This is a genomic window from Kitasatospora sp. NPDC048296 (genome assembly GCF_043201815.1).
Lineage (GTDB): Bacteria > Actinomycetota > Actinomycetes > Streptomycetales > Streptomycetaceae > Kitasatospora.
This window is the reverse complement of the sequence record NZ_JBICZB010000001.1, coordinates 326,941-349,386: the sequence shown is the minus strand read 5'-3', so window position 1 is coordinate 349,386 and position 22,446 is coordinate 326,941. Positions and strand designations below refer to the sequence as shown.

The window sequence follows — 22,446 nt, the reverse complement described above, 5'->3', positions numbered from 1 at the left end:
TCGGGGTCCGCATGAACGGGGTCCCCATGTCCAACCCCCCGCCGCTGCTCGCCGAGGACCGCCCGGAGTACGAGCGCCTCCTCGGCGAAGCCCTGCGCGACCGCACCGTGCTCACCGCCCTGCGCGCCCCCGGCGCGCTCACCGCCGACCAGCTGCGCGTCCGCGCGCTGCGCGACGCCGACCGCGTCAACGCCGCGGCCGCCACCGAGTACGCCCACTACACCGCGCTGCGCGAGGACCTGCGCGCCACGCCCCCACCACCGGCCGGCGTCGAACCGTACGCCCCCGGCCTGCTCAGCCAGCTGCGCTCCGCCAACGGCGGCGCCGGGCTGTTCCCCGTCCTCACCGTGCTCACCCCGATCCTCGCCTGGGCCGCCGCACTGGCCCTGCTGCTGATCGGCTACCTGCTGCGCGCCGCCGACTCCGGACTCACCCTCGCCCGCTCCCTGGTCACCGCCGGTTGGGTGGCGCTAGCCGCCGGAGTCGCCGCGATGGCCGTCGGCATCATCGGACTGCTCCTCACCGCCATACGCGACGGCGCCGCCGCCGTCCCGGCGGGCACCGACCGGGAGCTGGCCGCCGAACTCGCCGCCGCCCGCAACGAGTGGCGCACCGCCCTTCGCGAGCGCGGACTGCTGCCCTACCTGCACACCCAGCTGCCCGCCGTCCCCGGCCGACCCGCACCCGGCTTCAGCAGCCCCGACTTCAGCAGCCCCGGCTACACCCCGCCCGACTTCACCAGCCCCGGCCCGGACGGCCTCACCGACCCCGACGGCCGCGCCTCCCGGCCCGCCGCCTTCACCCCGCCCGACTTCACCGGTCCCGGCTACAGCTCGCCGGACTTCACCGGACCGGACGACGTGGGCTGAGCCCGCCCTGGAAACCGGGCGCACCCCGGGACCGCTCGGCAGGTCGGCTCAGAAGCTCAGAAGCCGGTCGGCAGCCGGGGCGTGTACGACGCCTCCAGCGCCGTCACCTCCGCCCCGGTCAGCCGGACGTCCAACGCGGCCACCGCGTCGTCGAGGTGGCCCGGGCGGGTGGCGCCGACGATCGGGGCGGTGACCACCGGATTGCCCAGCACCCAGGCCAGCGCGACCCGCGCCATCGGCACCCCGCGGGCCTCGGCGACGGACTGCACGGCGTCCACGATCGGCCGGTCGACGTCCGCGAAGAACCGCCCGGCCACCTGGTCCCCGGCCGAGCGGGCCGTCGGCTGCCCGTACGGGCGGGCCAGCCGGCCCGAGGCCAGCGGGCACCACACCAGGCTGCCCACCCCCTGGTCGGCGAGCAGCGGGAACATCTCCCGTTCCTCCTCGCGCTGCACCAGGCTGTACTGGTGCTGCATCGACACGAAGGCCGGACCGCCGTCCCGGGCCGCGGCGTGCCGCAGCTTCGCGAACCGCCACGCCCACATCGAGGACGCCCCGACGTACCGGACCTTCCCGGCCGCCACCACCTCGCGCAGCGCCGCCACGGTCTCCTCGACCGGGGTCGCCGGGTCGAAGCGGTGCAGCTGGAAGAGGTCCAGGTGGTCGGTGCCGAGCCGGGCCAGCGAACCGTCGACCTGCTCCAGGATCGCCCGCCGGGACAGCCCCGAGCCGCCCGGTCCGTCGTGCATCGGCAGGCCCGCCTTGGTCGCCAGGACGACGTCCTCGCGCCGGGTGTACCGCCGCACCGCGCGGCCCACCAGCTCCTCGGAGGCGCCGCCGCCGTACACGTTGGCGGTGTCCCAGAAGGTGATGCCGAGCTCCACCGCCTGCCGGAAGACCGGCGCGGCCGCCTCCTCGTCCAGCGCCCAGGGGTTGTGCCCGCGGCCGCTGCCGCCGAAGCCCATGCAGCCGAGCGCGATCCGGCTGACCTCCAGCTCGGTGCCGCCGAGCTTCACGTACTCCATCGTCGTCCCCTTCTCAGGCCGGGTACGGGGCGGCGGCCCGGGCGTTCTTCAACGCGCCCGCCCACCAGGACAGTTGGTCGAGCATGGCCTTGGCGTAACCGGCCGCCTGCGGGTCGTCCGGGCGGCCGTCCGACCAGGCGGTGAAGTAGTTCGGGAAGGCCAGGCCGTCCCGGACGGTCACCGCGTGCAGCTCGGTCAGCACGTTCTCCGGGTGCAGCACCGCGTGCCGGCCGCCGGCCGCTCCGCCGTAGCTCACGAAGGCGACCGGCTTGGCCGTCCACTGGGTGAAGTGCCAGTCGATGGCGGCCTTCAGCGAGGCGGGGTAGCTGTGGTTGTACTCGGGGGTGACGATCAGGACGGCGTCCGCGCCCTCCAGGGCTCCGGTCAGCTTCGCCATCCCGGCCGGGCGGGGGTAGTCGGCGCCCGCGAACTTCGGCGAGGCGGCGGGCAGGGCCAGCGGTACGTCCACCTCTGCCAGATCGACCACCTCGACCTCGAACCCGCCGTGCGCGGCGGCCTGTTCGGCCACCCACGCGGACACCACCGGGCCGAACCGGCCCTCCCTGACACTGCTGACCAGGACGACCAACTTGTGCGTGTTCTTCTCCATGGCCACCACTCTCGGCCCGCCCCGCAGGCACAGCCAGACCGTGCCCAGGCTGGCCCTCGCAGGGCCACCCTCCGCATCGCCCCGGTCCGTACGATCGTCACATGGGCACACCACTCGGGGACTTCATCCGCGCCAAGCGCGACAGCATCCAGCCCGAGACACTCGGCCTGCCCGACCACGGCCGCCGCCGCTCACCCGGACTGCGCCGCGCCGACCTCGCGATCCGCGCGGGCATCAGCGTCGAGTACCTCACCCGGATGGAACAGGGCCGCGACCGCAACCCCTCCACCACCGTGGTCAACGCCCTCGCCGACGCCCTCAGCCTCGACCCCGCCGAGCGCACCCACCTGCGCTACCTCGCGAAGATCACCGGCGGCGCCTGCCCCGACCACGTCCGCCCGGCCCCGCCCTCCCGCGAGGTCCGCCCCACCGTCCGCGACACCCTCCGGCTGCTCGAACCGGGCATCGCCGCCGTCACCAACCGCCTCGGCGACGTCCTCGCCCACACCCCCGGCTACGCCACCGTCCTCGGCGCCGCCGGCCTCCTCGACCACCCCGCCCCCAACCTCACCCGCTACGTCTTCACCGACCCCCGCGCCCGCGCCCTCTTCGCCGACTGGGACGACATCGCCGACGAACAGGCCTTCGACCTCTGGCTCGGCCCCTCCGCCGAGAGCGCCGAGTGGCTCAGTGCCGAACTCGCCCCCGTCGCCGGCCCCGAGTTCACCCGCCGCCTGGGCAACCAACTCGTCCCCCGCCGCGGCCCGTTGCGCATCCACCACCCGACCGGCCCCGAACTCCGGCTCCACCGCGAGGTCCTGGAGTTCCCCGCCGACGCCCAACAGCTCCTGGTCCTCCTCCCCGCCGACCCCGAAACCGCCGCCCACCTCGACCGGTTGCCCCGGCCGGCCCCGACCCGCCTGCGCGCCATCTCCTGACGCCCGAGCCGGGATCCCCCGCCAGGGGGAGCCGGTTCACCCCGGCTGCGGACGCCCCACCCCACGCCTTCCCGTGATCCTCGGAGCAGCGACGGACGAACCGCGTCCGCCCAGACCGGGAAGCGACAGCATGAACCCACGACTGCACGGGACACCGGCCGAAGGGGCGCCCCGCTGGGCGGTCCGGGCCGCCTACGCGATCTCCCTCCTGGTGCTGCCGTCGTGTCTCTGGCGGATCGGCGGCTTCATCCTCGACCTGCCGCTGCTCGAGCACGGCCCGATCCCACCAGGCCAGGACCCGGCCTCCTTCGACGGCGGCCCCGCCTACATCCTCGCCCTCAGCGTGGTCAGCGAGGCCCTGGCACTGCTCTGCACCGGCCTGGTCTGCCGCTGGGGCGAGGTCTGGCCGCGCTGGATACCCGCCCTGCGCGGCCGCCGCGTCCCCGTCCTCGCCGTTGTCATTCCGGCCGGCCTCGGTGCGACGATCCTGATGGTCTTCCCGTACGCCATGGTGATGTTCGCCCGCGGCCTCACCATCCGCGGCGACCGCGGACTCGGCCTCGTCACCCACGGCTGGCAGACCGTCGCCTTCTGGGGCAGCTACCTCCCCCTCGCCGCCTGGGGCCCGGTGCTCGCCGTCCTCACCGTGCACTACTACCGCCGCCGCACGGCGGGTTGAGCCCTACCGTCAGCCCGGTCCGGCACCGCCGGTGCCCACCTCGGCCGCGGCCCGGGCGAACTCGCGGACCCGCGCGGTGGTGTTGCCCGTCCGCCAGATCAGGCCGCGTTCGATCGGCGGGGCGTCGTGGATCGGGACGTAGGCGAGATCGGGGCGCGGGTAGTACTGGCGGCAGTGCTCGCCGACCGGGAGGACGCCCCGGCCCATGGCGACCAGGCTGAGCATCTCGGAGAAGGTCCCGCCGGACGGGCCCTTGGGGACGAGGCGGCCGGACGGGGTGCGGTCGGGGGTGCGGTCACGCTTGAAGCCGATCGAGGTCACCGCCGGGTACTGCACCACCGGGTGGTCGGCGAGCACTTCGAGCGACACCGAGGCCTCCGCGGCCAGCGGGTGCCCGGCCGGGACCGCCAGGGCGCGCCGCTCGGTGAGCAGGACCGGGCCGGTGGTCATGCCGTCGAAGGGGTAGGAGGCGACCAGGATGTCGATCGAGCCGTCCTCCAGACTGGAGCGGGAGTTGGAGAGCTGGACCTCCCGGACGTCCACCCGGCACTCGGGGTGGCGCTCGCCGAACAGCGCCACCGCCCTGAGCAGCACCGGCGCCGTCCACTCCCCGAGGAACGCGACCCGCAGCTCGCCGGTCACCCCCCGACTGGCGTCCACCGCCCGACGCAGCGCCTCCTCCAGCGCGGCCACCACCGGAGCGAGGTCCTCGGCCAGCTGCCGCCCGACCGGGGTGAGCCGGACGGACCGGCTGGTGCGCTCGAACAGCGGGCCGCCGACCCGGCGCTCCAGGGTCTTGACCACCTGGCTGACCCGCCCGGTGGTGAGGCGCAGCCGCTCGGCGGTCCGGCCGAAGTGCAGTTCCTCGGTCAGCGCGAGGAAGACCTCGATCTCCAGCCGCTCCAGCATGTCTCCCCCGCCGTCAAGCCCGAACCGTTTAGTCCAGCTCAACGATCGTACGGCGATCCGGCATTGATGATCTCCTCCGCTCGGAGGATCGTTGAACCCGTCACCAGCGAACCCACCCACCGGAGCCGATCACCATGCGCGTCGTCGCCCTCGACCACCTGGTCCTCAACGTCGCCGACATCGAGCGATCCCTCGCCTTCTACACCGGACTCCTCGGCCTGGAGCCGGTCCGGGTCGACGAGTGGCGGGCCGGCAAGGTCTCGTTCCCGTCCGTCCGGGTCACCCCCGAGACCATCATCGACCTGTTCCACCGCCCCCGGCACGAGTCCAACGTCGACCACATCTGCCTCACCGTCGAGCCCCTCGACTGGCAGGAGGTCGTCGACTCCGGCGTCTTCACCGTCCTCGACGGCCCCGGCCCCCGCTACGGCGCCCGCGGCACCGCCACCTCCCTCTACGTCCAGGACCCGGACGGCAACACCGTCGAACTCCGCTGGTACCCCCAGGACGCCACCAGCTGAACGGCCACCACCGGAAAAGGCGCTGTCCCGGCCCCACAGGGGAGGGCCGGGACAGCGCGTCAGCGACGCCCGGGGCGGACGGAGCGCAGGGCGAACCGGACCGCCGGGAGCAACGCCCAGCGGGCGGACTGGGCAGCCGGGCAACTGACCGAGCACCTGTAGGCCAGGCCCGACCCGGCTCGCTCCGCCAGTGGAAGGTGCCCCGGTTGCCCTGGGCCGCGCTCTTCCGGCCCGGCCTTGAACCCGTCCACCTGACACCAGGACGCGGCAACGACGCAGCGCCGCCCCGAGAAGCGGAAGCTCTCGGGGCGGCGCTCAGGTGTCAGCTGTCCTGCGTCAGTCGGCCAGCGGGGGGGAGACCCGGTTGCCCTGAGCCGCGAACTCGGCCGACTTCTCGGCCATGCCGGCCAGAGCCTCGGCGTCGAACTCGCTGGAGACGGCCGTCGAACCCTCGCCGTGCTCGTCGCGGATCTTCTGGGAGATCTTCATCGACGACAACTTCGGCCCGGAACCAGCATTTACGTGCCGTCCGCCAAGGGCTGGCGTGTGGCCACCATCAGCGAGACGACCCGATCACCTGAACACTCGGATCACGGACAGTCGCTCAGCCGGTTGAGAACGTCCACGGAACTGAGGTTGCCACCGGCCACGACGCCCGCCAGTCGAAAGACTCCAGTCACTGCCGAGTCCCCAGGAGCCGCAGGGCTGCTGCACGGTCACGGAGGAAGGCCTGCCGGGGAAACAGGGTGTACTGCCAGCCCGACGTGGATGCACAGCGGCCCATGGCTCGAAATTGAGCCGCAGCCTCCGAGCGGCGCTCCAGACGGCTCAGATAGAACGCGACCAGCGAACGGTCGGCGATGACGCGCGGATGCAGCTCGGGCCCGGCCTCGATCCAGCGCTCCTGAACCTGGGCCAGATCCGTACCGAAGAGTGCAGACCCCAGCCCCACGTTGCCGTCGGCCAGTCGCATCTCCAGGTTGGCAAGCAGCGGGAGCACCACGAGCGGGTGGCCGGCCGGCGCCCGTTCCGCGGCGTTCCTGGCGAACTCGAACATCTCCTTGTGGGAGCCGAACCACTTGGCGCACAGGTATTGCAGAGCCTGACGATGCCCGGTCCAGTGCAGTGGGTCCCGAGCGACCAGGGCGTCCCATCGCGCATCGAACTCATGCCGGGAAACCTGCAGCCCTCGGGCTATGAGCACGGAAGTCGCCCGCGAGGTGGGGTCGTTCGGCGCCAGATCACCCGCCAGCGCAGCCAGTTCGTCCGCCTGGCCAAGGATCTCGAAGAAGGTCGGCCAGGCGCTCTTCTGGACGTACTTCGCCCGTCGGGCACCGCGGACGGCCCAGGCACGCGCGACTTCTGCCCGGGAGAGGACGGCGAGAGGATCTCCGCTCTCCGGCTCCGCCTCAACCCACTCCCGTAGCACCGCTTTGCCGGTGGCACGGTCGGACAGGTACTGCACCCGGTGATCCTTCGCCGCCCAGTCGCCGTCACTGGCAAGTAGGAGGTCCCGGGCAGGGCGCCAGTCACCACGTTTCACCAGCGCATCGGCGGCGGCACGGAGCTCGCGATCACCATAGGCCTGGTCGAAGGAGACGGTCGGAAGGAAACCGAACGAAAGCACGTTGAGCACGGTCACGAGCGAACGCTAGCGCCTCGCCACCACAGGATGAAGATCCCCCGGGCCGTCGACCACCAGCCACTCGAAGACACGGGGCTGTGGCGGCCAACAGGCCCCACAGCCCCGTTCGTCCTCGCCCCGCGTCAGTCCGCCAGCGGGAGGTGGACCCGGTTGCCCTGAGCCTTGAACTCCTCGGACATGGCCTTCATGCCCTCGACAGCAGCCTCGTCGTACTCCGGCGAGGCCTGACCGCCGCCGAACTTCTCATTCATCGAGGACGACTTCAGCCCGGAACCAGCACATCCGATCGGCTCCTGGCCGCCCGCGACGCACGCGAACCGGGGGCGAGCAGTCGGCGCAACGCAGTGGGGGTGTGTCCCACGTGCTCGCGGACGGTGCGGGTCAGGTGAGCCTGGTCGGCGAAGCCGAGCTGTGCTGCCAGGTCGGCCAGGCTCGCTTCGCCCTCAGTGATTCGGTCCATGGCCCGGGAGACACGCACGCGGTTGCGGTAGCGGGTCAGCGAGACGCCCGTCTCCCGCGAGAACACCCGGCTCAGCCGGTAGGGCGACACTTCCAGCAGCGCGGCCAGTGAGCAGAGCCCTGCGGCCTCCGGAGCCCCTTCGGTGATCGCCTGACGCGCCGCGGCGGCCAGAGCCCGATCGGCCGGCACCGTACGCAGGGGCAGCCCGCCGGCCGCCGCCGCGACAAGGCGAAGCAGTTCCTCCGTCAGCGCATAGTCCAGGTCGCCGGTTCCTGCGGCGGTCAACAGGCGACGGTGGGCGAGATCGACGCGCGCGTCCACGTACACCGTCGTCGCTGCCAGCGGACGTCCCAGGAGGGACGGGTCGAAGCTGACCGACGTGCAGACGTCGCCGCCGACCGGGTGGGCGAAGCGCTCTTCCTCACCCGGAGCGCCCAGGTAGGCCATGGTCGGGTCCAGATCGGCATCGGTTCCATCGGCCCACCGCCGAAACCTTCCACGTCGTACCAGCACCAAACGGTGATCGCCGCGGGCCTCTGGCTCCGACCATCGGGTGTGGTCCGACCGGCAGCCCACGGCCGCCATGGTGAACGCGGGCCCGGCAGCGAGCATCGACACAGACAGCATGCTGCGGACAGTACGGGCCGGGTACGACAGAACGGCCCGCAAGGATCTTCAAGACCCAAGCGGTCGCCGCGACGGATGCTGAGGCGGTGACAGCACGAAGGGAGCCGTCCATGGCCGTCCGCGCGGAGATCACCGCAATCACCATCGACTGTGCCGATCCCAGGGCACTCGCCGAGTTCTACCGAAAGCTCACCGGCTGGGAAATCGCCCAAGGCGACGATGACTTCGTCTACCTGGGCGAGGGCTCGATCCAGCTGGCGTTCCAGCGGGTTGCCGGTTACCAGGGGCCGGGCTGGCCGGACAGCGCCAAGCACGCCCACCTCGACTTCAAGGTCGCCGATCCGGAGATCGCGCTCAAGGAACTGCTCGCGGCGGGCGCGACCAGGCCCGACTTCCAACCCGGGGAGGGCCAGTGGACCGTTCTGGCCGATCCCGAAGGACACCTGTTCTGCATCGCTGCCGCCTGACCGGGAGTTGATCGCCAATGGCCTCCATCCACAAGGAATTCATCATCGACGCCAACCCCGAAGCGGTATGGGCGGTGCTCAGCGACTACGGCGCGGTGCACGAGCGGCTTGCACCCGGGTTCGTCATCGACACCAGCCTGAGCTCGGACACCCGCACCGTCACCTTCTCCGATGGCACGATCGTCCTCGAACGGCTCGTGGACCTCGATCACGAAACGAGGCGGGTCGCCTACACCGTCATCGGTGGAAGCCTCCATCCGTCCCACCACCACGCCTCCATGCAGGCCCTGCCGGAAGCCGAAGGCCGGACGAGATTCGTGTGGCACACCGACGTCCTCCCGGACACTCTCGCTGCGCCGATCGCCGACTTCGTGGAACACGGCTCAGCGGTCATCCGCCGCACGCTGGAAGCCGCGACGACGCCCATGCCCGAACCGACCCGCACGTCGGCCCGCTCCCAATGACGCGACGACTGAGCGCCGGGACGCCCTCGCGGCACGGCTGAGCCCCCATCACCGCGTGGTCGCGGTCGACCAGCGCGGCCACGGCGCCAGCGAACGCCGGCCCGGCGACGTCTCGCGCGCCGCCTACGTCGCCGACGCGGCGGCGGTCCTGGTCGCGCTCGGCCTGCGCGGGGCCGTACTGGTCGGCCAGTCACTCGGCGGTCACACCGCCATGCTCACCGCCGCCGCCCACCCCGATCAGGTCGACGCGCTCGTCCTGATCGAGGCCGGGGCCGCCGCGGCGAGCCCCGGCGTCCAGGCCGAGGTGGGCGGTTGGCTCGACTCCTGGCCCTGCCCGTTCCCCTCCCGCGAGACCGCCGCCGACTTCCTCGGCGGCGGTCCGGTCGGAGCCGGCTGGGCGGCCGGGCTGGAGCAGCGCGCCGACGGCTGGTGGCCGCGGTTCGACCGGGATGTCATGGTCGACTCGCTCGCCGAGAACGCCCGGCGCGCCTTCTGGGCGGAGTGGGCCGGCGTCGCCTGCCCGACCCTCGTCGTACTCGGGCAACGCGGCATCATCCCGCCGGCCGAGCTGGGCGAGATGCTCCGCCTTCGCCCGGACACGGTGGCCTCAAGCATTCGCGGCACGGGCCACGACGTGCACCTGGAGCAGCCGGAGGAACTGGCGCGCCAGCTGCTCGACTTCCTCGCCGACCGCTAGGTACGACGAGGCGGAGACGGCGAGCGCCGGCGGTCAGTGCTGGGCGGCGAGGTGCTCGACCAGGCGGCCGAAGCTGGAGTTGAGCCCCGCCTCGGCCTCCGGGCCGCGGAACATCGCCGGCACGTCGCTCTGGTGCAGCACCACCCGGGTGCGGCCCTCGCCGAGGTCGGTGAAGGTGAGGGTGGAGCGCATGCCCGTGCCCTCCTCGACCATCGTGAAGAACTCTCCGGGCCGGATGTCGGTGATCTCGGCCTTCAGCGGGTACCGGTCGCCGGTGGCCTCGATGACCATGGTGCTGTCGTAGCGTCCGTCGGCCTTCGGCCTTCGGCTCGATGGTCACGGTCTCCAGCGGAACATGGGTGCCGACCGGGCCCCAGAAGCGGACGAACTGCTCGGGGTCGATGTACGCCTGGAACGCAGCGGCCGGGGTGCCCGCCAGCTCACGGGTGATAGTCAGCTCGCCCAGGTTCTCGGTCATCTCGGTGTCTCCTCCATGGTCGCGTTGTCGCTTTCACAGGGGTGGACCGGGGCCGCATCGAGAACTCATCGCTGTTCGCGGAGGTTTTTTCGACGAGTTTCCCGGGGCCGGTGCCGGCTCCATGTCCTCCACCGGGTGGGCGCCGCGTTCCTCGGACGGTCGTTGGTCGCACATCACGTCCGGTGGGGCCGTCCCCCAGCGCGGCGTAGCGTGAGAAGTGGCCGACCGGGGACCGTCGGCGAGGTGCGCCGATCGTTCCGCCGGCAGGGCGGGGCCCACGGCAGGAGCAGCGCACATGAGCAAACAGACGGTTGAAGAGTTGACGGGCCGGGTGCACGGTGCGGTGGTCACTGCCGGCGACGAGGACTACGACGAGGCCCGCAGGGTCTACAACGCCATGATCGACCGCAAGCCGGCCGTGGTCGTGCGGTGCGCCAACGCGGGCGATGTCATGGCCGCGGTGGACTTCGCCCGGGAGAACGCACTGGACCTGGCGGTCCGCGGCGGGTCACACAGCGCCCCGGGGTACGGGACCTGCGACGACGGCATCGTGGCCGATCTCGGGGGGATGCGCGGTGTCCGGGTGGACCCGGAACGGCGGACGGCCCGGGTCGAGGGCGGGGCCACCCTGGCGGACCTCAACGCGGCGACCTACCCCTTCGGCTTGGCCGTCACCGGCGGGATCATCTCCACCACCGGGGTCGGCGGGCTCACCCTCGGCGGCGGCTTCGGATACCTGGCGCGCAGCCTGGGCCTGACCTGCGACAACCTGCTCTCCGTCGACCTGGTGACGGCCGACGGCCGGTTCCTGGTCGTCGACGAGCAGAGCCACCCCGACCTGTTCTGGGCGTTGCGCGGCGGGGGCGGCAACTTCGGCGCGGTGACCTCCTTCGAGTACCGGCTCTCCCCCGTCAAGGACGTCTATGCCGGGCTGATCCTCTACGAGCTGGAACACACGGCCGGGATCATGCGGTTCTACCGCGATGCCATCGTCGACGCCGCCGAGCAGCTGAGCGTCTTTCCCGGCTTCCAGATCGCACCCCCACTGCCGTTCATCCCGGCGGACCGGCACGGCGACACCTTCGCGATTCTGGTCGCCTGCTGGAGCGGCCCGATGGAGGAGGCCGAGCGGGCTGTGCGGCCGTACCGCGAGGTGGCGCCCGTGGTCGCCGAGATGGTCGGCCCGATGCCGTACCCGGCGCTTGTGGGCATGTTCGACGCGCTGCTGCCGCCCGGGCTGCACCAGTACTGGAAGGGCGCGTTCTCCACCGAGCTCACCGACGGGGCGATCGCCGCACACGTCGCGTACGGTCCGCGGGTGCCGACGGTCAATTCGGCCTGCCACGTCTATCCGCTCAACGGCGCCGTCCACCGGGTTGCTCATGACGGCACGGCCTTCTCCTACCGCGACGCCAACTTCGCCACCGTGATCGTCGGCGCCTGGCCCGACCCGGCCGACTCCGAGGCCAACATCGCATGGGTGCGCGGCTACTACGCGGCCCTCGAACCGCACTCCGCTGCCGGCGGCTACGTCAACTTCGTGAGTGCCGACGACCAGCACCGGGTGACCGCCGACTACCGCGACAACTACGCCCGTCTGGTCGCCGTCAAGCAGACCTACGACCCCGACAACCTCTTCCACGTCAACCACAACATCCGGCCTTGGACCACGAGCGCGGCCGGATGACGACGGCCGCCGAGACGGCGAAGCGCCGACCCGGAGCGTGGAGCACGGGGTCGGCGCTTCTGACTGTCAGTCGGCCAGCGGGAGGTAGACCCGGCTGCCCTGGGCCTTGAACTCCTCGGACATGGCCTGCATGCCGGCCTCGGCGTCGGCGTCGAACTCGCTGGAGACGGCCGTCGACCCGTCGCCGTGCTCGTCGCGGATCTTTTGACTGATCTTCATCGAGCAGAACTTCGGGCCGCACATCGAGCAGAAGTGGGCCGTCTTGGCGGGTTCGGCGGGGAGGGTCTCGTCGTGGAAGTCGCGAGCGGTCTCCGGGTCGAGGGCCAGGTTGAACTGGTCCTCCCAGCGGAACTCGAAGCGGGCGTCGGAGAGGGCGTCGTCCCAGGCCTGGGCGCCGGGGTGGCCCTTGGCGAGGTCGGCGGCGTGGGCGGCGATCTTGTAGGTGATCACGCCGGTCTTGACGTCGTCCCGGTTGGGCAGGCCCAGGTGCTCCTTGGGGGTGACGTAGCAGAGCATCGCGGTGCCCCACCAGGCGATCATCGCGGCGCCGATGCCCGAGGTGATGTGGTCGTAGCCGGGGGCGACGTCGGTGGTGAGGGGGCCGAGGGTGTAGAACGGCGCCTCGTCGCAGATCTCCTTCTGGAGATCCATGTTCTCCTTGATCTTGTGCATCGGGACGTGGCCCGGGCCCTCGATCATCACCTGGACGTCGCGCTCGCGGGCGATCCGGCCCAGCTCGCCGAGGGTCTGCAGCTCGGCGAACTGCGCCTCGTCGTTGGCGTCCGCGATCGAGCCGGGGCGCAGGCCGTCACCGAGCGAGAAGGTGACGTCGTAGCTCGCCAGGATGTCGCAGAGTTCCTCGAAGTTGGTGTAGAGGAAGTTCTCCTTGTGGTGCGCCAGGCACCACGCGGCCATGATCGAGCCGCCGCGCGAGACGATGCCGGTCTTGCGGCGCGCGGTGAGCGGGACGTACCGCAGCAGCACCCCGGCGTGGACGGTCATGTAGTCGACGCCCTGCTCGCACTGCTCGATGATGGTGTCCCGGTAGACCTCCCAGGTCAGGTCCTCGGCCCTGCCGTCCACCTTCTCCAGCGCCTGGTAGAGCGGCACGGTGCCGATCGGCACGGGGGAGTTGCGCAGGATCCACTCGCGGGTGGTGTGGATGTTGCGGCCGGTGGAGAGGTCCATGACGGTGTCGGCGCCCCAGCGGGTGGCCCAGGTCATCTTCTCCACCTCCTCCTCGATCGAGGAGGTCACGGCGGAGTTGCCGATGTTGGCGTTGATCTTCACCAGGAAGTTGGTGCCGATGATGGCCGGCTCCACCTCGGGGTGGTTCACGTTCACCGGGATGACGGCGCGGCCGCGGGCCACCTCGTCGCGCACGAACTCGGGCTCCAGCCCCTCGCGCAGCGCCACGAACTCCATCTCCGGCGTCACCACGCCCCGCTTGGCGTAAGCGAGTTGAGTGACGGCCACACCGCCGCGACCGCGCAGCGGGCGGCGCGGGCGGCCGGGGAAGACGGCGTCCAGGTTGCGCAGGTTGCCGCCGCGCGGCGAGGTGTGCTTGATCCCGTCGTCCTCGGGGCGCGCCTCGCGGCCGTCGTACTCCTCGACGTCGCCGCGCTGGCGGATCCAGGAGTCGCGCAGGGCGGGCAGGCCGCGCCGCACGTCGGGCTCGTAGGCCGGGTCGGTGTACGGGCCGGAGGTGTCGTACAGCGGCACGGTCCTGCCGTTGGTGAGCTGCACCTCGCGGTAGGGCACCCGCAGGTCCGGGCGGGACCCGTCCCGGTAGGCCTTGCGCCAGGCCGGGGTCGGGTAGCCGGTGCGCTCGCTGCTGGGGGTGCTCTGGGCAGACTGCGGCTGTGCTTCGAACGTGGTCATCTGACCTCTACTCCCTACGCCGGCATTACCCGGTCCAGGTTCCTGCGGTCGACGCAGCCGTCGGTCCGTCCGTCGACGTTCCGGTCAGCGCCCTCTCAGCCCGGTGCTCCGAGCTCCCGCGTCGCAGGCGGTGTTGCCTGCACATGACGCCCAACACGGTAGCGAGCCGATCGCCGCAGGTCCAGAAGGCCCCCGCACCGAATATCCGGCCGAAAAGGCCGAGGCCCGGCCCCCGCTCACGGGGTGCCGGGCCTCCGGGGTGCTCCGCCGCGGTCCGCGCGGCGGAGCGGATTCAGCTCTTCGCGGCCTTCTTCACCAGGATCACCACGGCGGCCGCGATGCCCACCACGACCAGCAGCTTGATCAGGATGCTCAGCAGGGCACCGACCACGCCGAAGACGAAGGCGATGATGTTCCAGGCCAGCACCAGGACCAGCACCGGGATGACGATGTTGCGCACCCAGGAGGGCAGCGACTTCCAGAGCTCAGCCATGTCGGTTCCTCTTCTCCCCTCGGGCCGGCCGCCGACTCGGTGCCGCATCCCGCTTGCTTTCGATGCTTCGATCGTACGGTGGCCGCAGCCCCGGAACGAGGCCCAACGGCCCGGAGAGAACCCCGAGATCACCCCGATCCCCACCCCCGGGGAGACCCCCGAGACCGACCGGGTGGGGCGCCCCCGGACGGGGGTCAGACCGGCCAGCGCTCCCCGCGCCAGGCGGCGTCCCAGAACATCCACTCGTAGCGCGAGGTGGTCCTGAAGTGCTCGACCACCTTGCGGCGTTCGGCCGCGGACAGCTCCCCGCCGAGCCGGTCGGTGAGCGCCAGCACCCGGCGCACCACGGACTGGAAGGCCTCGTCGCCGTAGGTGGCGATCCACTTGGCGTACAGCGGGTCGGGGGAGCCCTGGGCGAGTAGCGCCTCGCCGACCCGGGCGTAGATCCAGTAGCAGGGCAGCACCGCGCCGAGCGCCTCGGCGAAGGACCCGCCGTAGACGGTGGCCAGCAGGTAGCTGGTGTAGGCCCGGGTGGTGGGCAGCACCGGCTCGGCGGCGGCCTCCTCGGCGGTGCCGCCGAAGGCCGTGAGGAACTCGGCGTGCATGCCCTGCTCCGCGGCCAGCGCGCCGACCGCGTCGTCGGCGAAGGCCCGGACGTCCGCCTCGCCGGGTGCCTTGGCGGCGCAGACGGCGAGCGCGCGGGCGTAGTCGCGCAGGTAGTGCGAGTCCTGGACGACGAAGTGGCGGAAGGCCTCGCGCGGCAGGGTGCCGTCGGTGAGGCCGCCGATGAAGGGGTGGGCGAGGATCTCGGCGTAGACCGGCTCGATCGACGCCCAGAGTTCCTCGGTCAGGGTCCTGGTGCTCATGCTGCGACCCTAAGCGCTCAGTCCTCCGGCGGGGAGAACACCACCAGCACCCGCAGCTCCTCGGTGATGTGGTGGAACCTGTGCGGGGTGCCGGCCGGCACGTACACCACGGTGCCGCGCGCGACGGTCGCGGTCTCGGCGCCGACGGTCAGCTCGGCGCGGCCGCTGATCACCTGGTAGATCTCGTCCTGCTCGTGCGCGGTCTGCGGGTCGGTGTCGCCGGGGGAGAGCGCGTACAGCCCGGCGGACATCCGCGGCTCGCGCAGGAAGCGCAGGTACGCGCCCTCGTTGGCCGCCCGCTCGGCGTCCAGTTCGTCCAGCCGGAACAGCTTCACCGCTGCCGTCCTCCCTCGTCCGTACACCGCGTGGACCAGGTGCATTCAACACCAACTCGTCCGACGGGAGCTTCCCCCCGGGCCGGGCGCCTGCCAGGCTTGGGCCGCATGAAGGGTTTCGTCATCAAGACACTGATCAACGCGGCGGCCATCTGGGTCGCCGCCTGGATCGTCAGCGGCATCCAGCTCGGTGAGGGCAAGGCCGACTGGCAGCACAAGGCCATGACGGTGCTCGCCGTCGCCGTGGTCTTCGGCGTCATCAACTGGCTGATCAAGCCGGTGGTGAAGCTGTTCTCGCTCCCGCTGTTCATCCTCACGCTCGGCCTGATCACCTTCGTGATCAACGCCCTGATGCTGCTGCTGACCTCCTGGGCGTCCACCAAGCTGTCGCTGGACTTCCACGTGGTCAACTTCGGGTCCGCACTGGTCGGTTCGCTGATCATCAGCCTGGTCGCCTGGGGCCTGCACCTGGCCCTGGACGACGACTGACCGCCGCCGTGCGCGGATCCGAAGCGGCCCGCGCACGGATGCGAAAGGGGCCCGTGCCCGGGTGGCTCCACCCGGTCCGGGCCCCTTCGTCGTTCGGAACGCCGAACGGATGCACCCGAGCGGTCGGCGTTTCGATCCCCGCCCGGCGCGGGAGACTCCCGCACAACGCTCCAGCCCCGGAGGTCACCATGGGCCCCGACAACCGAACCCCGCCACCGCGCCCGGTCGTCAAGCGCACGGCCCGGGCGATCCTGCTGGAGCTGGACCCGGACGATCCGCACGGCCCGGCCTCGATCGTGCTGATCCGGCGGGTCCGGCCCGGGGCGGCGCACCCGTACTGGATCACCCCCGGCGGCGGGGTCGAGCGCGACGACCGGACGGTCGTCGAGGCGCTGCACCGCGAGGTGGACGAGGAACTCGGCGGCAAGGTCGTGGACGTGGTGCCCGCCTTCGTCGACACCATCAGCCACACCCACCACGACGACGGCACCCTGCTGCACCCGCACGGGGTCAAGGTGCAGCACTTCTTCGTCTGCCGACTGGCCTCGATGGACCTCAGCCGCCGGCACGGGCCCGAGGTGTCGGACCCGAACGGCGAGTACGAGGTGGTCCGGCTGCCGTTCACCCGCGAGGGCGTGACCTCGGTGAACGTCGTCCCGCCCAAGCTGCGGGCGTACCTGGCGGCCAACATCGAGGGCATCCGCGCGCTCCTCGCACCCGACCTGGGGTGATCACCGGGAAGCCAGGTCTCCCACCAGGTCGTGCTGGATCCGCCCGGCCGGCACGCCCGCCCGCAGCAGTGCCTCGACGCCGCGGCGGACCATCGCGGGCGGCCCGCTGAGCACCGCGTCGCGGCCCGCCCAGGAGCCGAACCGGCCCACCACCTCGGGAAGTTCACCGGTCAGCGCGCCCTCGCCCGACCCGGCGCCGGACAGCACCGGCCGCACGGTCAGCCAGGGGTTGCGGGCGGCCAGCTCGCGCAGCCCGTCCAGCGCGTACAAGTCGACGGTGCGGCGGGCCCCGTAGAACACCTCGACACTGCGGCCGGACACGCCGTGCTCGGCCGCCTCCTCGACCAGGGCGCGGATCGGCGCGATGCCGGTGCCGCCGCCGAGGCAGAGCAGATCGGCGCCGGCGCTGTGGTCGACGGCCATCTCGCCGGCCGCCGGGCCCAGTCGCAGCACGTCCCCGGGCGCGGCCCGGTGCACCAGCGCGTTGCTCACCCAGCCCGCCTGGACGGCCTTGACGTGGAAGGTCAGCAGCCCGTCCGGGCGGGGCGCGGCGGCGAAGGAGTAGTGCCGCCAGACCCGCGGCCACCAAGGCGTCTCCAGGCTGCAGTACTGGCCGGCCCGGAACGGGTACACCTGGTCCGGGCGGACGGTGACCACCGCGACGTCCCGGGTGCGGCGCTCGTGCCGGACCACCTCGCCCTGCCACCAGGGCGGCGAGGTGCGGGCGGCCTCCTCGGCGGCCTCGATCATGATGGTGGAGATCAGCCGGTAGGCCCGGCGCCAGGCCAGCTCGGTGTCGGCGTCCCAGCGGCCGCCCGCGTACCTGGCCAGCGCCTGCACCAGGCACTCCCCCACCGGGGCGTAGTGGCCGGTCAGGGTGCCGTAGCGGCGATGACCGCGGCCGAGCGCGCTCAGCCCGGCGCGCAGCGCCGCCGGGTCCTCGGCGCCGCGGGCGGCGGACAGCAGGGCGCGGAACAGCCGGTCGCGCTGGACGTCCATGGCGGCCGGGAAGAGCGAGCGGACCTCGGGGTGGTTCAGGAAGAGCAGCGCGTAGAAGTGCGCGGTGGCCCGGTCGGCGACCGGCTCGACCACCGCGAGGCTGGCCCGGATCAGCTCGATGTCCCGTGCGGTCAGGGGAAGCTCGGCGGCGGGGCTGCTCTGCGTGGCGCCGACCTGTGCCGGGCCGACCTGTCCCGGGCCGATCTGTGCGGAGGGGAACTCGGCCGGGAGGTGCCGGGCGGACGGCTGCGCGGCCCAGGCCTCGCTCCAACTGTCGCCAGCTCCAGCCCAGTTGAGACTGGGAGCATCGGCGAACAGGGGCTGGAAGGCGAAGGCGGTGCCGGTGGTCGAGGGCGGCTCGGGGTAGCTCGGCGCGGGGACGGCCGGCGGCTGGGCGGGCGGGTCCGGGATCACCGGATGGGCGGGGCTCATGACGGGCGCAGGGCTCATGACGGGCGCGGCTCCGAGCGCGGGCGGCTCCGCGAGGTCCGTCGCTGGTGGCAGGACGGCCGTCGGCGCGTCCGCCGCGACCAGCGGGGGGAGGTCCGGCGGGTCCAGCGGCATCGGCGGCAGGACGGACTGCGCCTCGATCGGGGCCTGCTCCACCGCCGGGTCGGGCGGCAGCTGCGACAGGCCCGGGACGGAGGCGGCCCCCGCCGAGCCGTGCCCGGTGCGGATCAGGAGTGTTCTGCGGGACTTCACCGCTACGTTTCGAGTACCCAAGAGAATCGTTTCGCCTCCGGCCGGCCTGCGCCACCACCTGGCTTGTCTCTGCTGACGCCTAGGCAGCGTGGCACGCCCGAACTGCTCATCCGACGAATCACGCGAAGCCCGGACACCCGGCCCGGGAACGCGCTACTCTCGCTCGATCGGCGGTCGCCCTGAGTGCCGAGCAGCACACCCAGGGCGACCCCGCCCTGATCAGGCCCCCGCCCTGATCAGAGCCTTCTGCTCACAACCGCCTGCTCACAGCTGCCTGCTCACAGCTGCCGCAGCAGCATCCCCGGCTGCTCGACGCAGTCCGCGACGAAGCGCAGGAACCCACCGGCCGTCCCGCCGTCGCAGACCCGGTGGTCGAAGGTGAACGACAGCTGCGTCACCTCGCGCACCGCCAACTCCCCGCCGTACACCCAGGGTTTGGCCACGATCCGGCCGACCCCGAGCATCGCCGCCTCGGGGTGGTTGAGGATCGGGGTGGAGCCGTCCACGCCGAACACCCCGTAGTTGTTCAACGTGAAGGTGCCGCCGGTCAGTTCGGCCGGGGTGAGCGAGCCCTTGCGGGCCGACTCGGTCAACCGGCCCAGCTCCTCGCCGAGTTGCTCGGTGCTGCGGGCGTGCGCGTCCCGCACCACCGGGACGACCAGGCCGCGTTCGCCCTGTGCGGCGAAGCCCAGGTGCACCGCCGAATGCCGGACGATACCCGAACCGTCCTCGGTCACACTGGAGTTGAGCTCGGGGAAGCGCGCCAGCGCGACTGTGCAGATCCGGGCCAGCAGCGCCAGCACGCTCACCTTCGGGCCCGGCGTCGCGTTCAACTGCCGCCGCAGCGCCATCAGTTCGGTGGCGTCGACGTCCACCCAGCAGGTCGCGGCGGGAATCTCCCGGTGGCTGCGGCTGAGCTTCTCGGCCACCGCCTTGCGCAGTCCGCGCAGCGGGACGACACCCTCCTGAGCCGCCGGAGCGACGGCGGGCGCGGCGACCACCGGAGCCACCACCTTGGCCGCGACCGCCCGTTCGACGTCCGCGCGCATGATCAGCCCGTCCGGCCCGCTCCCGGCGAGCGCGGCCAGATCGACCCCCTGCTCCCGGGCCAGCCGCCGCACCAGCGGCGAGATCACCGGCACCACGACCGGAGCGGCCGGAGCGGAGGGCACGGCAGGAGCCGGGGCAGCGGCGACCGCAACCGGCGCAGCAGCAGCCGGAGCCGGAGCCCCGACCCGACGCCGCCGCCCGCCCTTGCTCTCGACGACCCCGTACCCCACCAACGGCCGCTCGACCTCAGCGGCGAGCGCGGCGGCCGGCGCCCCGGGAACAGCCCCCTCCGTCGGCGCCCCCGCGACCGCGACCGTCACCAGCGGCGCGCCCACGGCGATCTCCTCGCCGAGCTCGCCGTACCGCGCGGTGACCACCCCGCCGTACGGGCAGGGCACCTCCACCACGGCCTTGGCCGTCTCGACCTCCACCACCGGCTGGTCGACCGCGATCACCTCGCCGACCTCGACCATCCAGCGGACCACCTCCGCCCCGGTGAGTCCCTCACCGAGGTCGGGCAGCCTGAACTCCCGTACGACGGGCATCATCCTCAGTCCTCCCACTGCAGCCGGGCGACCGCGTCCAGGATCCGGTCCACCCCGGGGAGGTGGTGGTGCTCCAGCATCGGCGGCGGGTACGGAATGTCGAAGCCGGTGACCCGCACCACGGGCGCGGCCAGGTGGTGGAAGCAGCGCTCGGTGACCCGCGCGGCGATCTCCGCGCCGGTGCCGCCGAAGCCGCTCGCCTCGTGCACCACCACGGCCCGGCCGATCGAGCGCACCACCCGGGTGACCGTCTCGTCGTCGAAGGGCACCAGGGTGCGCAGGTCCAGCACCGCGAGGTCCCAGCCCTCGGCCTTCGCCGCCTCGGCCGCCTCCAGGCAGACCGGCAGCGAGGGGCCGTAGGTGATCAGTACGGCGGAGGCGCCGGTGCGCCGCAGCACGGCCCGGCCGATCGGCTCGACCGGCGCGGCCGGGTCGAACTCGGCCTTGCCCCAGTAGAGCCGCTTGGGCTCCAGGAACACCACCGGGTCGTCGGAGGCGATCGAGGCGCGCAGCAGCCCGTACGCGTCCGCCACCGTCCCCGGGGTGACCACGTGCAGGCCCGGGGTGCTGGTGTAGTAGGCCTCGGAGGCGTCGCTGTGGTGCTCGACGCCGCCGATGCCGCCGCCGTAGGGGATACGCACGGTGATCGGCAGCGGGAGCTTGCCCGCCGTACGGTTGCGCATCTTGGCGACGTGCGAGAACAGCTGTTCCAGCGCCGGGTAGGCGAAGGCGTCGAACTGCATCTCGACCACCGGGCGCAGCCCGTACATCGCCATGCCGATCGCGGTGCCGAGGATGCCGGCCTCGGCCAGCGGGGTGTCCAGGCAGCGCTCGGGGCCGAACTCGGCGGTGAGCCCGTCGGTGATCCGGAAGACGCCGCCGAGCCGGCCGACGTCCTCGCCGAGCACGTGCACCGTCGGGTCCTCGCGCATGGCGTCCCGCAGGGCGGAGTTGAGCGCCTGCGCCATGCTGGCGGTACGGGAAGAGACAGCGGTGGACATCAGTGCTGCACCTCGGCCTCGGCGGCCAGCTCGGCGGACAACTGGGCGGCCTGCTCCAGCAGTTGCGGGGTGGGCTCGGCGTAGACGTGGGCGAACAGCGCCATCGGGTCGAGCTCCGGGTCGGCGTGGAACTCGGCCCGCATCCGGGCCGCCAGCGCCTCCGCCTCGTCCGCCGCCTCCTGCACCAACCGGTCGTCCAGCAGATCGAGTTCGCGCAGCGCGTGCTCCATCAGCAGGATCGGGTCGTGCTCCCGCCAGGCGGCCACCTCGGGCTCGGTGCGGTAGCGGGTGGCGTCGTCGGCGTTGGTGTGGGCCTCGATCCGGTAGGTCAGCGCCTCGATCAGGGTCGGGCCCTCACCGCTGCGGGCCCGCTCGACCGCCTCGCCGAGCACGGAGTGCAGCGCGGGAGCGTCGTTGCCGTCGACCAGCCGGCCGGGCATGCCGTAGCCGACGGCCTTGTGGGCCAGGCTGGGCGCGGCGGACTGGGCGCTGAGCGGCACGGAGATGGCGTAGCCGTTGTTCTGCACCAGGAAGACCACCGGGGCCCGGAGCACGGCCGCGAAGTTCAGCGCCTCGTGGAAGTCGCCCTCGCTGGTGCCGCCGTCGCCGAGCATGGCCAGCGCGACCACCGGCTCGCCGCGCAGCCGGGCGGCGTGCGCCAGTCCGACGGCGTGCGGCGCCTGGGTGCCGAGCGGGGTGCAGAGCGGGGCGGTGCGGCTGGCGCGCGGGTCGTAGCCGGTGTGGGCGTTGCCGCGCAGCAGGGTCAGCGCCTCCAGCGGGTCGACGCCCCGGGAGACCACGGCGAGGGTGTCGCGGTAGCTGGGGAAGAGCCAGTCGTGCTCGCCGAGCACCAGCGCGGCGGCAACCTGGCAGGCCTCCTGGCCGGTGGAGGCTGGGTAGACGGCGAGGCGGCCCTGCTTGGTGAGGGTGGTGGCCTGCTGGTTGTAGCGGCGGCCGACCACCAGTCGGCGGTAGAGCTCGCGCAGCAGCGCCGGGTCGTACTTCTCCAGCGCGGGGGTGCCGAGCACCCGGACGGGGGAGACGTCCGGAAGGAGCGGGGCCGGATCGGTGCGCGGGGCGGTGGCCCCGGGCAGCCAGCCGGGCACCGCGGTGTGGTGTCTGTGGTCGAGAACGGTCATCTCGGGGCACCTCCTGGGGTGGCGGGGGCTCCCTACCGATTGTTCGGTCGTCTGTTCATCTTGACCAGAACCGTGACAAGGTGGTGGACATTCGGCCTGTGCGGGGGTCGACTGGTGGCAGTGCGTCCAATCGGTGAGG

The 22,446-nt window shown here is 72.3% G+C and carries 24 protein-coding genes, 2 pseudogenes and 1 riboswitch; of the genes and pseudogenes, 10 read left to right on the top strand and 16 right to left on the bottom strand.

What is annotated here, in order from left to right:
- Positions 1–26 precede the first annotated feature (26 nt).
- A complete protein-coding gene (locus tag ACGF12_RS01630) occupies positions 27–869 on the top strand; it encodes a hypothetical protein (RefSeq protein ID WP_393023846.1) in 843 nt (280 codons plus the stop codon).
- Positions 870–925: 56 nt separating this feature from the next.
- Here ACGF12_RS01630 and ACGF12_RS01625 read toward each other — a convergent pair whose 3' ends face one another.
- Both ACGF12_RS01625 and ACGF12_RS01620 read right to left on the bottom strand, forming a co-directional pair.
- Entirely contained in the window at positions 926–1,894 is a 969-nt protein-coding gene (locus ACGF12_RS01625) for an aldo/keto reductase (protein ID WP_393023843.1), read from the bottom strand.
- Between the two features lie 13 nt (positions 1,895–1,907).
- A complete protein-coding gene (locus ACGF12_RS01620; RefSeq protein WP_393023840.1) occupies positions 1,908–2,504 on the bottom strand; it encodes an NADPH-dependent FMN reductase in 597 nt (198 codons plus the stop codon).
- Positions 2,505–2,605: 101 nt separating this feature from the next.
- Here ACGF12_RS01620 and ACGF12_RS01615 point away from each other — a divergent pair, with 101 nt between their 5' ends.
- Together ACGF12_RS01615 and ACGF12_RS01610 are read left to right on the top strand one after the other, a co-directional pair.
- Complete coding sequence (locus ACGF12_RS01615; protein WP_393023837.1) at positions 2,606–3,442, top strand: helix-turn-helix domain-containing protein; 837 nt, start codon at positions 2,606–2,608, stop codon at positions 3,440–3,442.
- A gap of 130 nt (positions 3,443–3,572) precedes the next feature.
- Positions 3,573–4,121, top strand: a complete 549-nt coding sequence (locus ACGF12_RS01610; protein WP_393023834.1) for a hypothetical protein — start codon at positions 3,573–3,575, stop codon at positions 4,119–4,121.
- Between the two features lie 9 nt (positions 4,122–4,130).
- On the opposite strand, the gene ACGF12_RS01605 is transcribed toward ACGF12_RS01610, so the two are convergent.
- Positions 4,131–5,030, bottom strand: a complete 900-nt coding sequence (locus tag ACGF12_RS01605) for a LysR family transcriptional regulator (RefSeq protein WP_393023831.1) — start codon at positions 5,028–5,030, stop codon at positions 4,131–4,133.
- A 134-nt stretch (positions 5,031–5,164) separates the two neighbouring features.
- On the opposite strand from ACGF12_RS01605, the gene ACGF12_RS01600 reads away from it, so the two are divergent.
- Positions 5,165–5,551 carry a VOC family protein gene (locus tag ACGF12_RS01600; RefSeq protein WP_380608927.1) on the top strand — a complete coding sequence of 129 codons (387 nt, stop codon included), beginning with the start codon at positions 5,165–5,167 and terminating at the stop codon, positions 5,549–5,551.
- A 336-nt stretch (positions 5,552–5,887) separates the two neighbouring features.
- On the opposite strand, the gene ACGF12_RS01595 is transcribed toward ACGF12_RS01600, so the two are convergent.
- The 4 genes from ACGF12_RS01595 to ACGF12_RS01580 form a co-directional block, all read right to left on the bottom strand.
- On the bottom strand, positions 5,888–6,040 hold the full coding sequence (locus tag ACGF12_RS01595; RefSeq protein WP_393023827.1) for a thiamine biosynthesis protein ThiC: 153 nt from the start codon (positions 6,038–6,040) through the stop codon (positions 5,888–5,890).
- A gap of 187 nt (positions 6,041–6,227) precedes the next feature.
- On the bottom strand, positions 6,228–7,193 hold the full coding sequence (locus ACGF12_RS01590) for a hypothetical protein (protein WP_393023824.1): 966 nt from the start codon (positions 7,191–7,193) through the stop codon (positions 6,228–6,230).
- A gap of 125 nt (positions 7,194–7,318) precedes the next feature.
- A complete protein-coding gene (locus ACGF12_RS01585; RefSeq protein ID WP_393023821.1) occupies positions 7,319–7,447 on the bottom strand; it encodes a hypothetical protein in 129 nt (42 codons plus the stop codon).
- Positions 7,448–7,458: 11 nt separating this feature from the next.
- The gene (locus ACGF12_RS01580) at positions 7,459–8,283 is read right to left on the bottom strand and encodes a helix-turn-helix domain-containing protein (RefSeq protein ID WP_393023818.1); all 825 of its coding nucleotides are present in this window, start codon (positions 8,281–8,283) and stop codon (positions 7,459–7,461) included.
- 110 nt (positions 8,284–8,393) lie between these two features.
- Between ACGF12_RS01580 and ACGF12_RS01575 the strand changes: the two genes are divergently transcribed.
- From ACGF12_RS01575 to ACGF12_RS01565, 3 genes and pseudogenes are all read left to right on the top strand, one after another.
- Complete coding sequence (locus ACGF12_RS01575; protein WP_393023815.1) at positions 8,394–8,750, top strand: VOC family protein; 357 nt, start codon at positions 8,394–8,396, stop codon at positions 8,748–8,750.
- 17 nt (positions 8,751–8,767) lie between these two features.
- Entirely contained in the window at positions 8,768–9,214 is a 447-nt protein-coding gene (locus ACGF12_RS01570; protein ID WP_393023812.1) for an SRPBCC family protein, read from the top strand.
- A gap of 19 nt (positions 9,215–9,233) precedes the next feature.
- A pseudogene (locus tag ACGF12_RS01565) lies at positions 9,234–9,911 on the top strand (alpha/beta fold hydrolase); the annotation flags it as partial.
- A gap of 33 nt (positions 9,912–9,944) precedes the next feature.
- Here the strand turns inward: ACGF12_RS01565 and ACGF12_RS01560 are convergent.
- Positions 9,945–10,211 (bottom strand): annotated as a pseudogene (locus tag ACGF12_RS01560) (SRPBCC domain-containing protein); the annotation flags it as partial.
- 473 nt (positions 10,212–10,684) lie between these two features.
- Here ACGF12_RS01560 and ACGF12_RS01555 point away from each other — a divergent pair.
- On the top strand, positions 10,685–12,076 hold the full coding sequence (locus tag ACGF12_RS01555; protein WP_393023809.1) for an FAD-binding oxidoreductase: 1,392 nt from the start codon (positions 10,685–10,687) through the stop codon (positions 12,074–12,076).
- A gap of 66 nt (positions 12,077–12,142) precedes the next feature.
- Here the strand turns inward: ACGF12_RS01555 and thiC are convergent, their stop codons facing one another.
- The 4 genes from thiC to ACGF12_RS01535 form a co-directional block, all read right to left on the bottom strand.
- A complete protein-coding gene (gene thiC / locus ACGF12_RS01550) occupies positions 12,143–13,957 on the bottom strand; it encodes a phosphomethylpyrimidine synthase ThiC (protein ID WP_393023806.1) in 1,815 nt (604 codons plus the stop codon).
- A riboswitch (TPP riboswitch) is annotated at positions 13,952–14,087 on the bottom strand. (Overlaps the previous gene by 6 nt.)
- Positions 14,088–14,249: 162 nt before the next feature.
- Positions 14,250–14,450 carry a DUF5326 family protein gene (locus ACGF12_RS01545; protein ID WP_380608924.1) on the bottom strand — a complete coding sequence of 67 codons (201 nt, stop codon included), beginning with the start codon at positions 14,448–14,450 and terminating at the stop codon, positions 14,250–14,252.
- A 194-nt stretch (positions 14,451–14,644) separates the two neighbouring features.
- A complete protein-coding gene (gene tenA, locus ACGF12_RS01540; RefSeq protein ID WP_393023802.1) occupies positions 14,645–15,316 on the bottom strand; it encodes a thiaminase II in 672 nt (223 codons plus the stop codon).
- A 17-nt stretch (positions 15,317–15,333) separates the two neighbouring features.
- Positions 15,334–15,651, bottom strand: a complete 318-nt coding sequence (locus ACGF12_RS01535) for a cupin domain-containing protein (RefSeq protein ID WP_393023800.1) — start codon at positions 15,649–15,651, stop codon at positions 15,334–15,336.
- A 108-nt stretch (positions 15,652–15,759) separates the two neighbouring features.
- On the opposite strand from ACGF12_RS01535, the gene ACGF12_RS01530 reads away from it, so the two are divergent.
- The gene (locus ACGF12_RS01530; RefSeq protein WP_393023797.1) at positions 15,760–16,140 is read left to right on the top strand and encodes a phage holin family protein; all 381 of its coding nucleotides are present in this window, start codon (positions 15,760–15,762) and stop codon (positions 16,138–16,140) included.
- 188 nt (positions 16,141–16,328) lie between these two features.
- Entirely contained in the window at positions 16,329–16,871 is a 543-nt protein-coding gene (locus ACGF12_RS01525; RefSeq protein WP_387620923.1) for an NUDIX domain-containing protein, read from the top strand.
- On the opposite strand, the gene ACGF12_RS01520 is transcribed toward ACGF12_RS01525, so the two are convergent.
- From ACGF12_RS01520 to pdhA, 4 genes are all read right to left on the bottom strand, one after another.
- Positions 16,872–18,572 (bottom strand): globin domain-containing protein, encoded by a 1,701-nt coding sequence (locus tag ACGF12_RS01520; protein WP_393023794.1) that lies wholly within the window; start codon positions 18,570–18,572, stop codon positions 16,872–16,874. It abuts the gene before it with no gap.
- Between the two features lie 278 nt (positions 18,573–18,850).
- The gene (locus ACGF12_RS01515; RefSeq protein WP_393023960.1) at positions 18,851–20,167 is read right to left on the bottom strand and encodes a dihydrolipoamide acetyltransferase family protein; all 1,317 of its coding nucleotides are present in this window, start codon (positions 20,165–20,167) and stop codon (positions 18,851–18,853) included.
- 5 nt (positions 20,168–20,172) lie between these two features.
- Complete coding sequence (locus ACGF12_RS01510; RefSeq protein WP_393023791.1) at positions 20,173–21,168, bottom strand: alpha-ketoacid dehydrogenase subunit beta; 996 nt, start codon at positions 21,166–21,168, stop codon at positions 20,173–20,175.
- On the bottom strand, positions 21,168–22,307 hold the full coding sequence (gene pdhA, locus ACGF12_RS01505; RefSeq protein ID WP_393023788.1) for a pyruvate dehydrogenase (acetyl-transferring) E1 component subunit alpha: 1,140 nt from the start codon (positions 22,305–22,307) through the stop codon (positions 21,168–21,170). Before pdhA ends, ACGF12_RS01510 begins: the two co-directional genes overlap by 1 nt.
- Positions 22,308–22,446 lie beyond the last annotated feature (139 nt).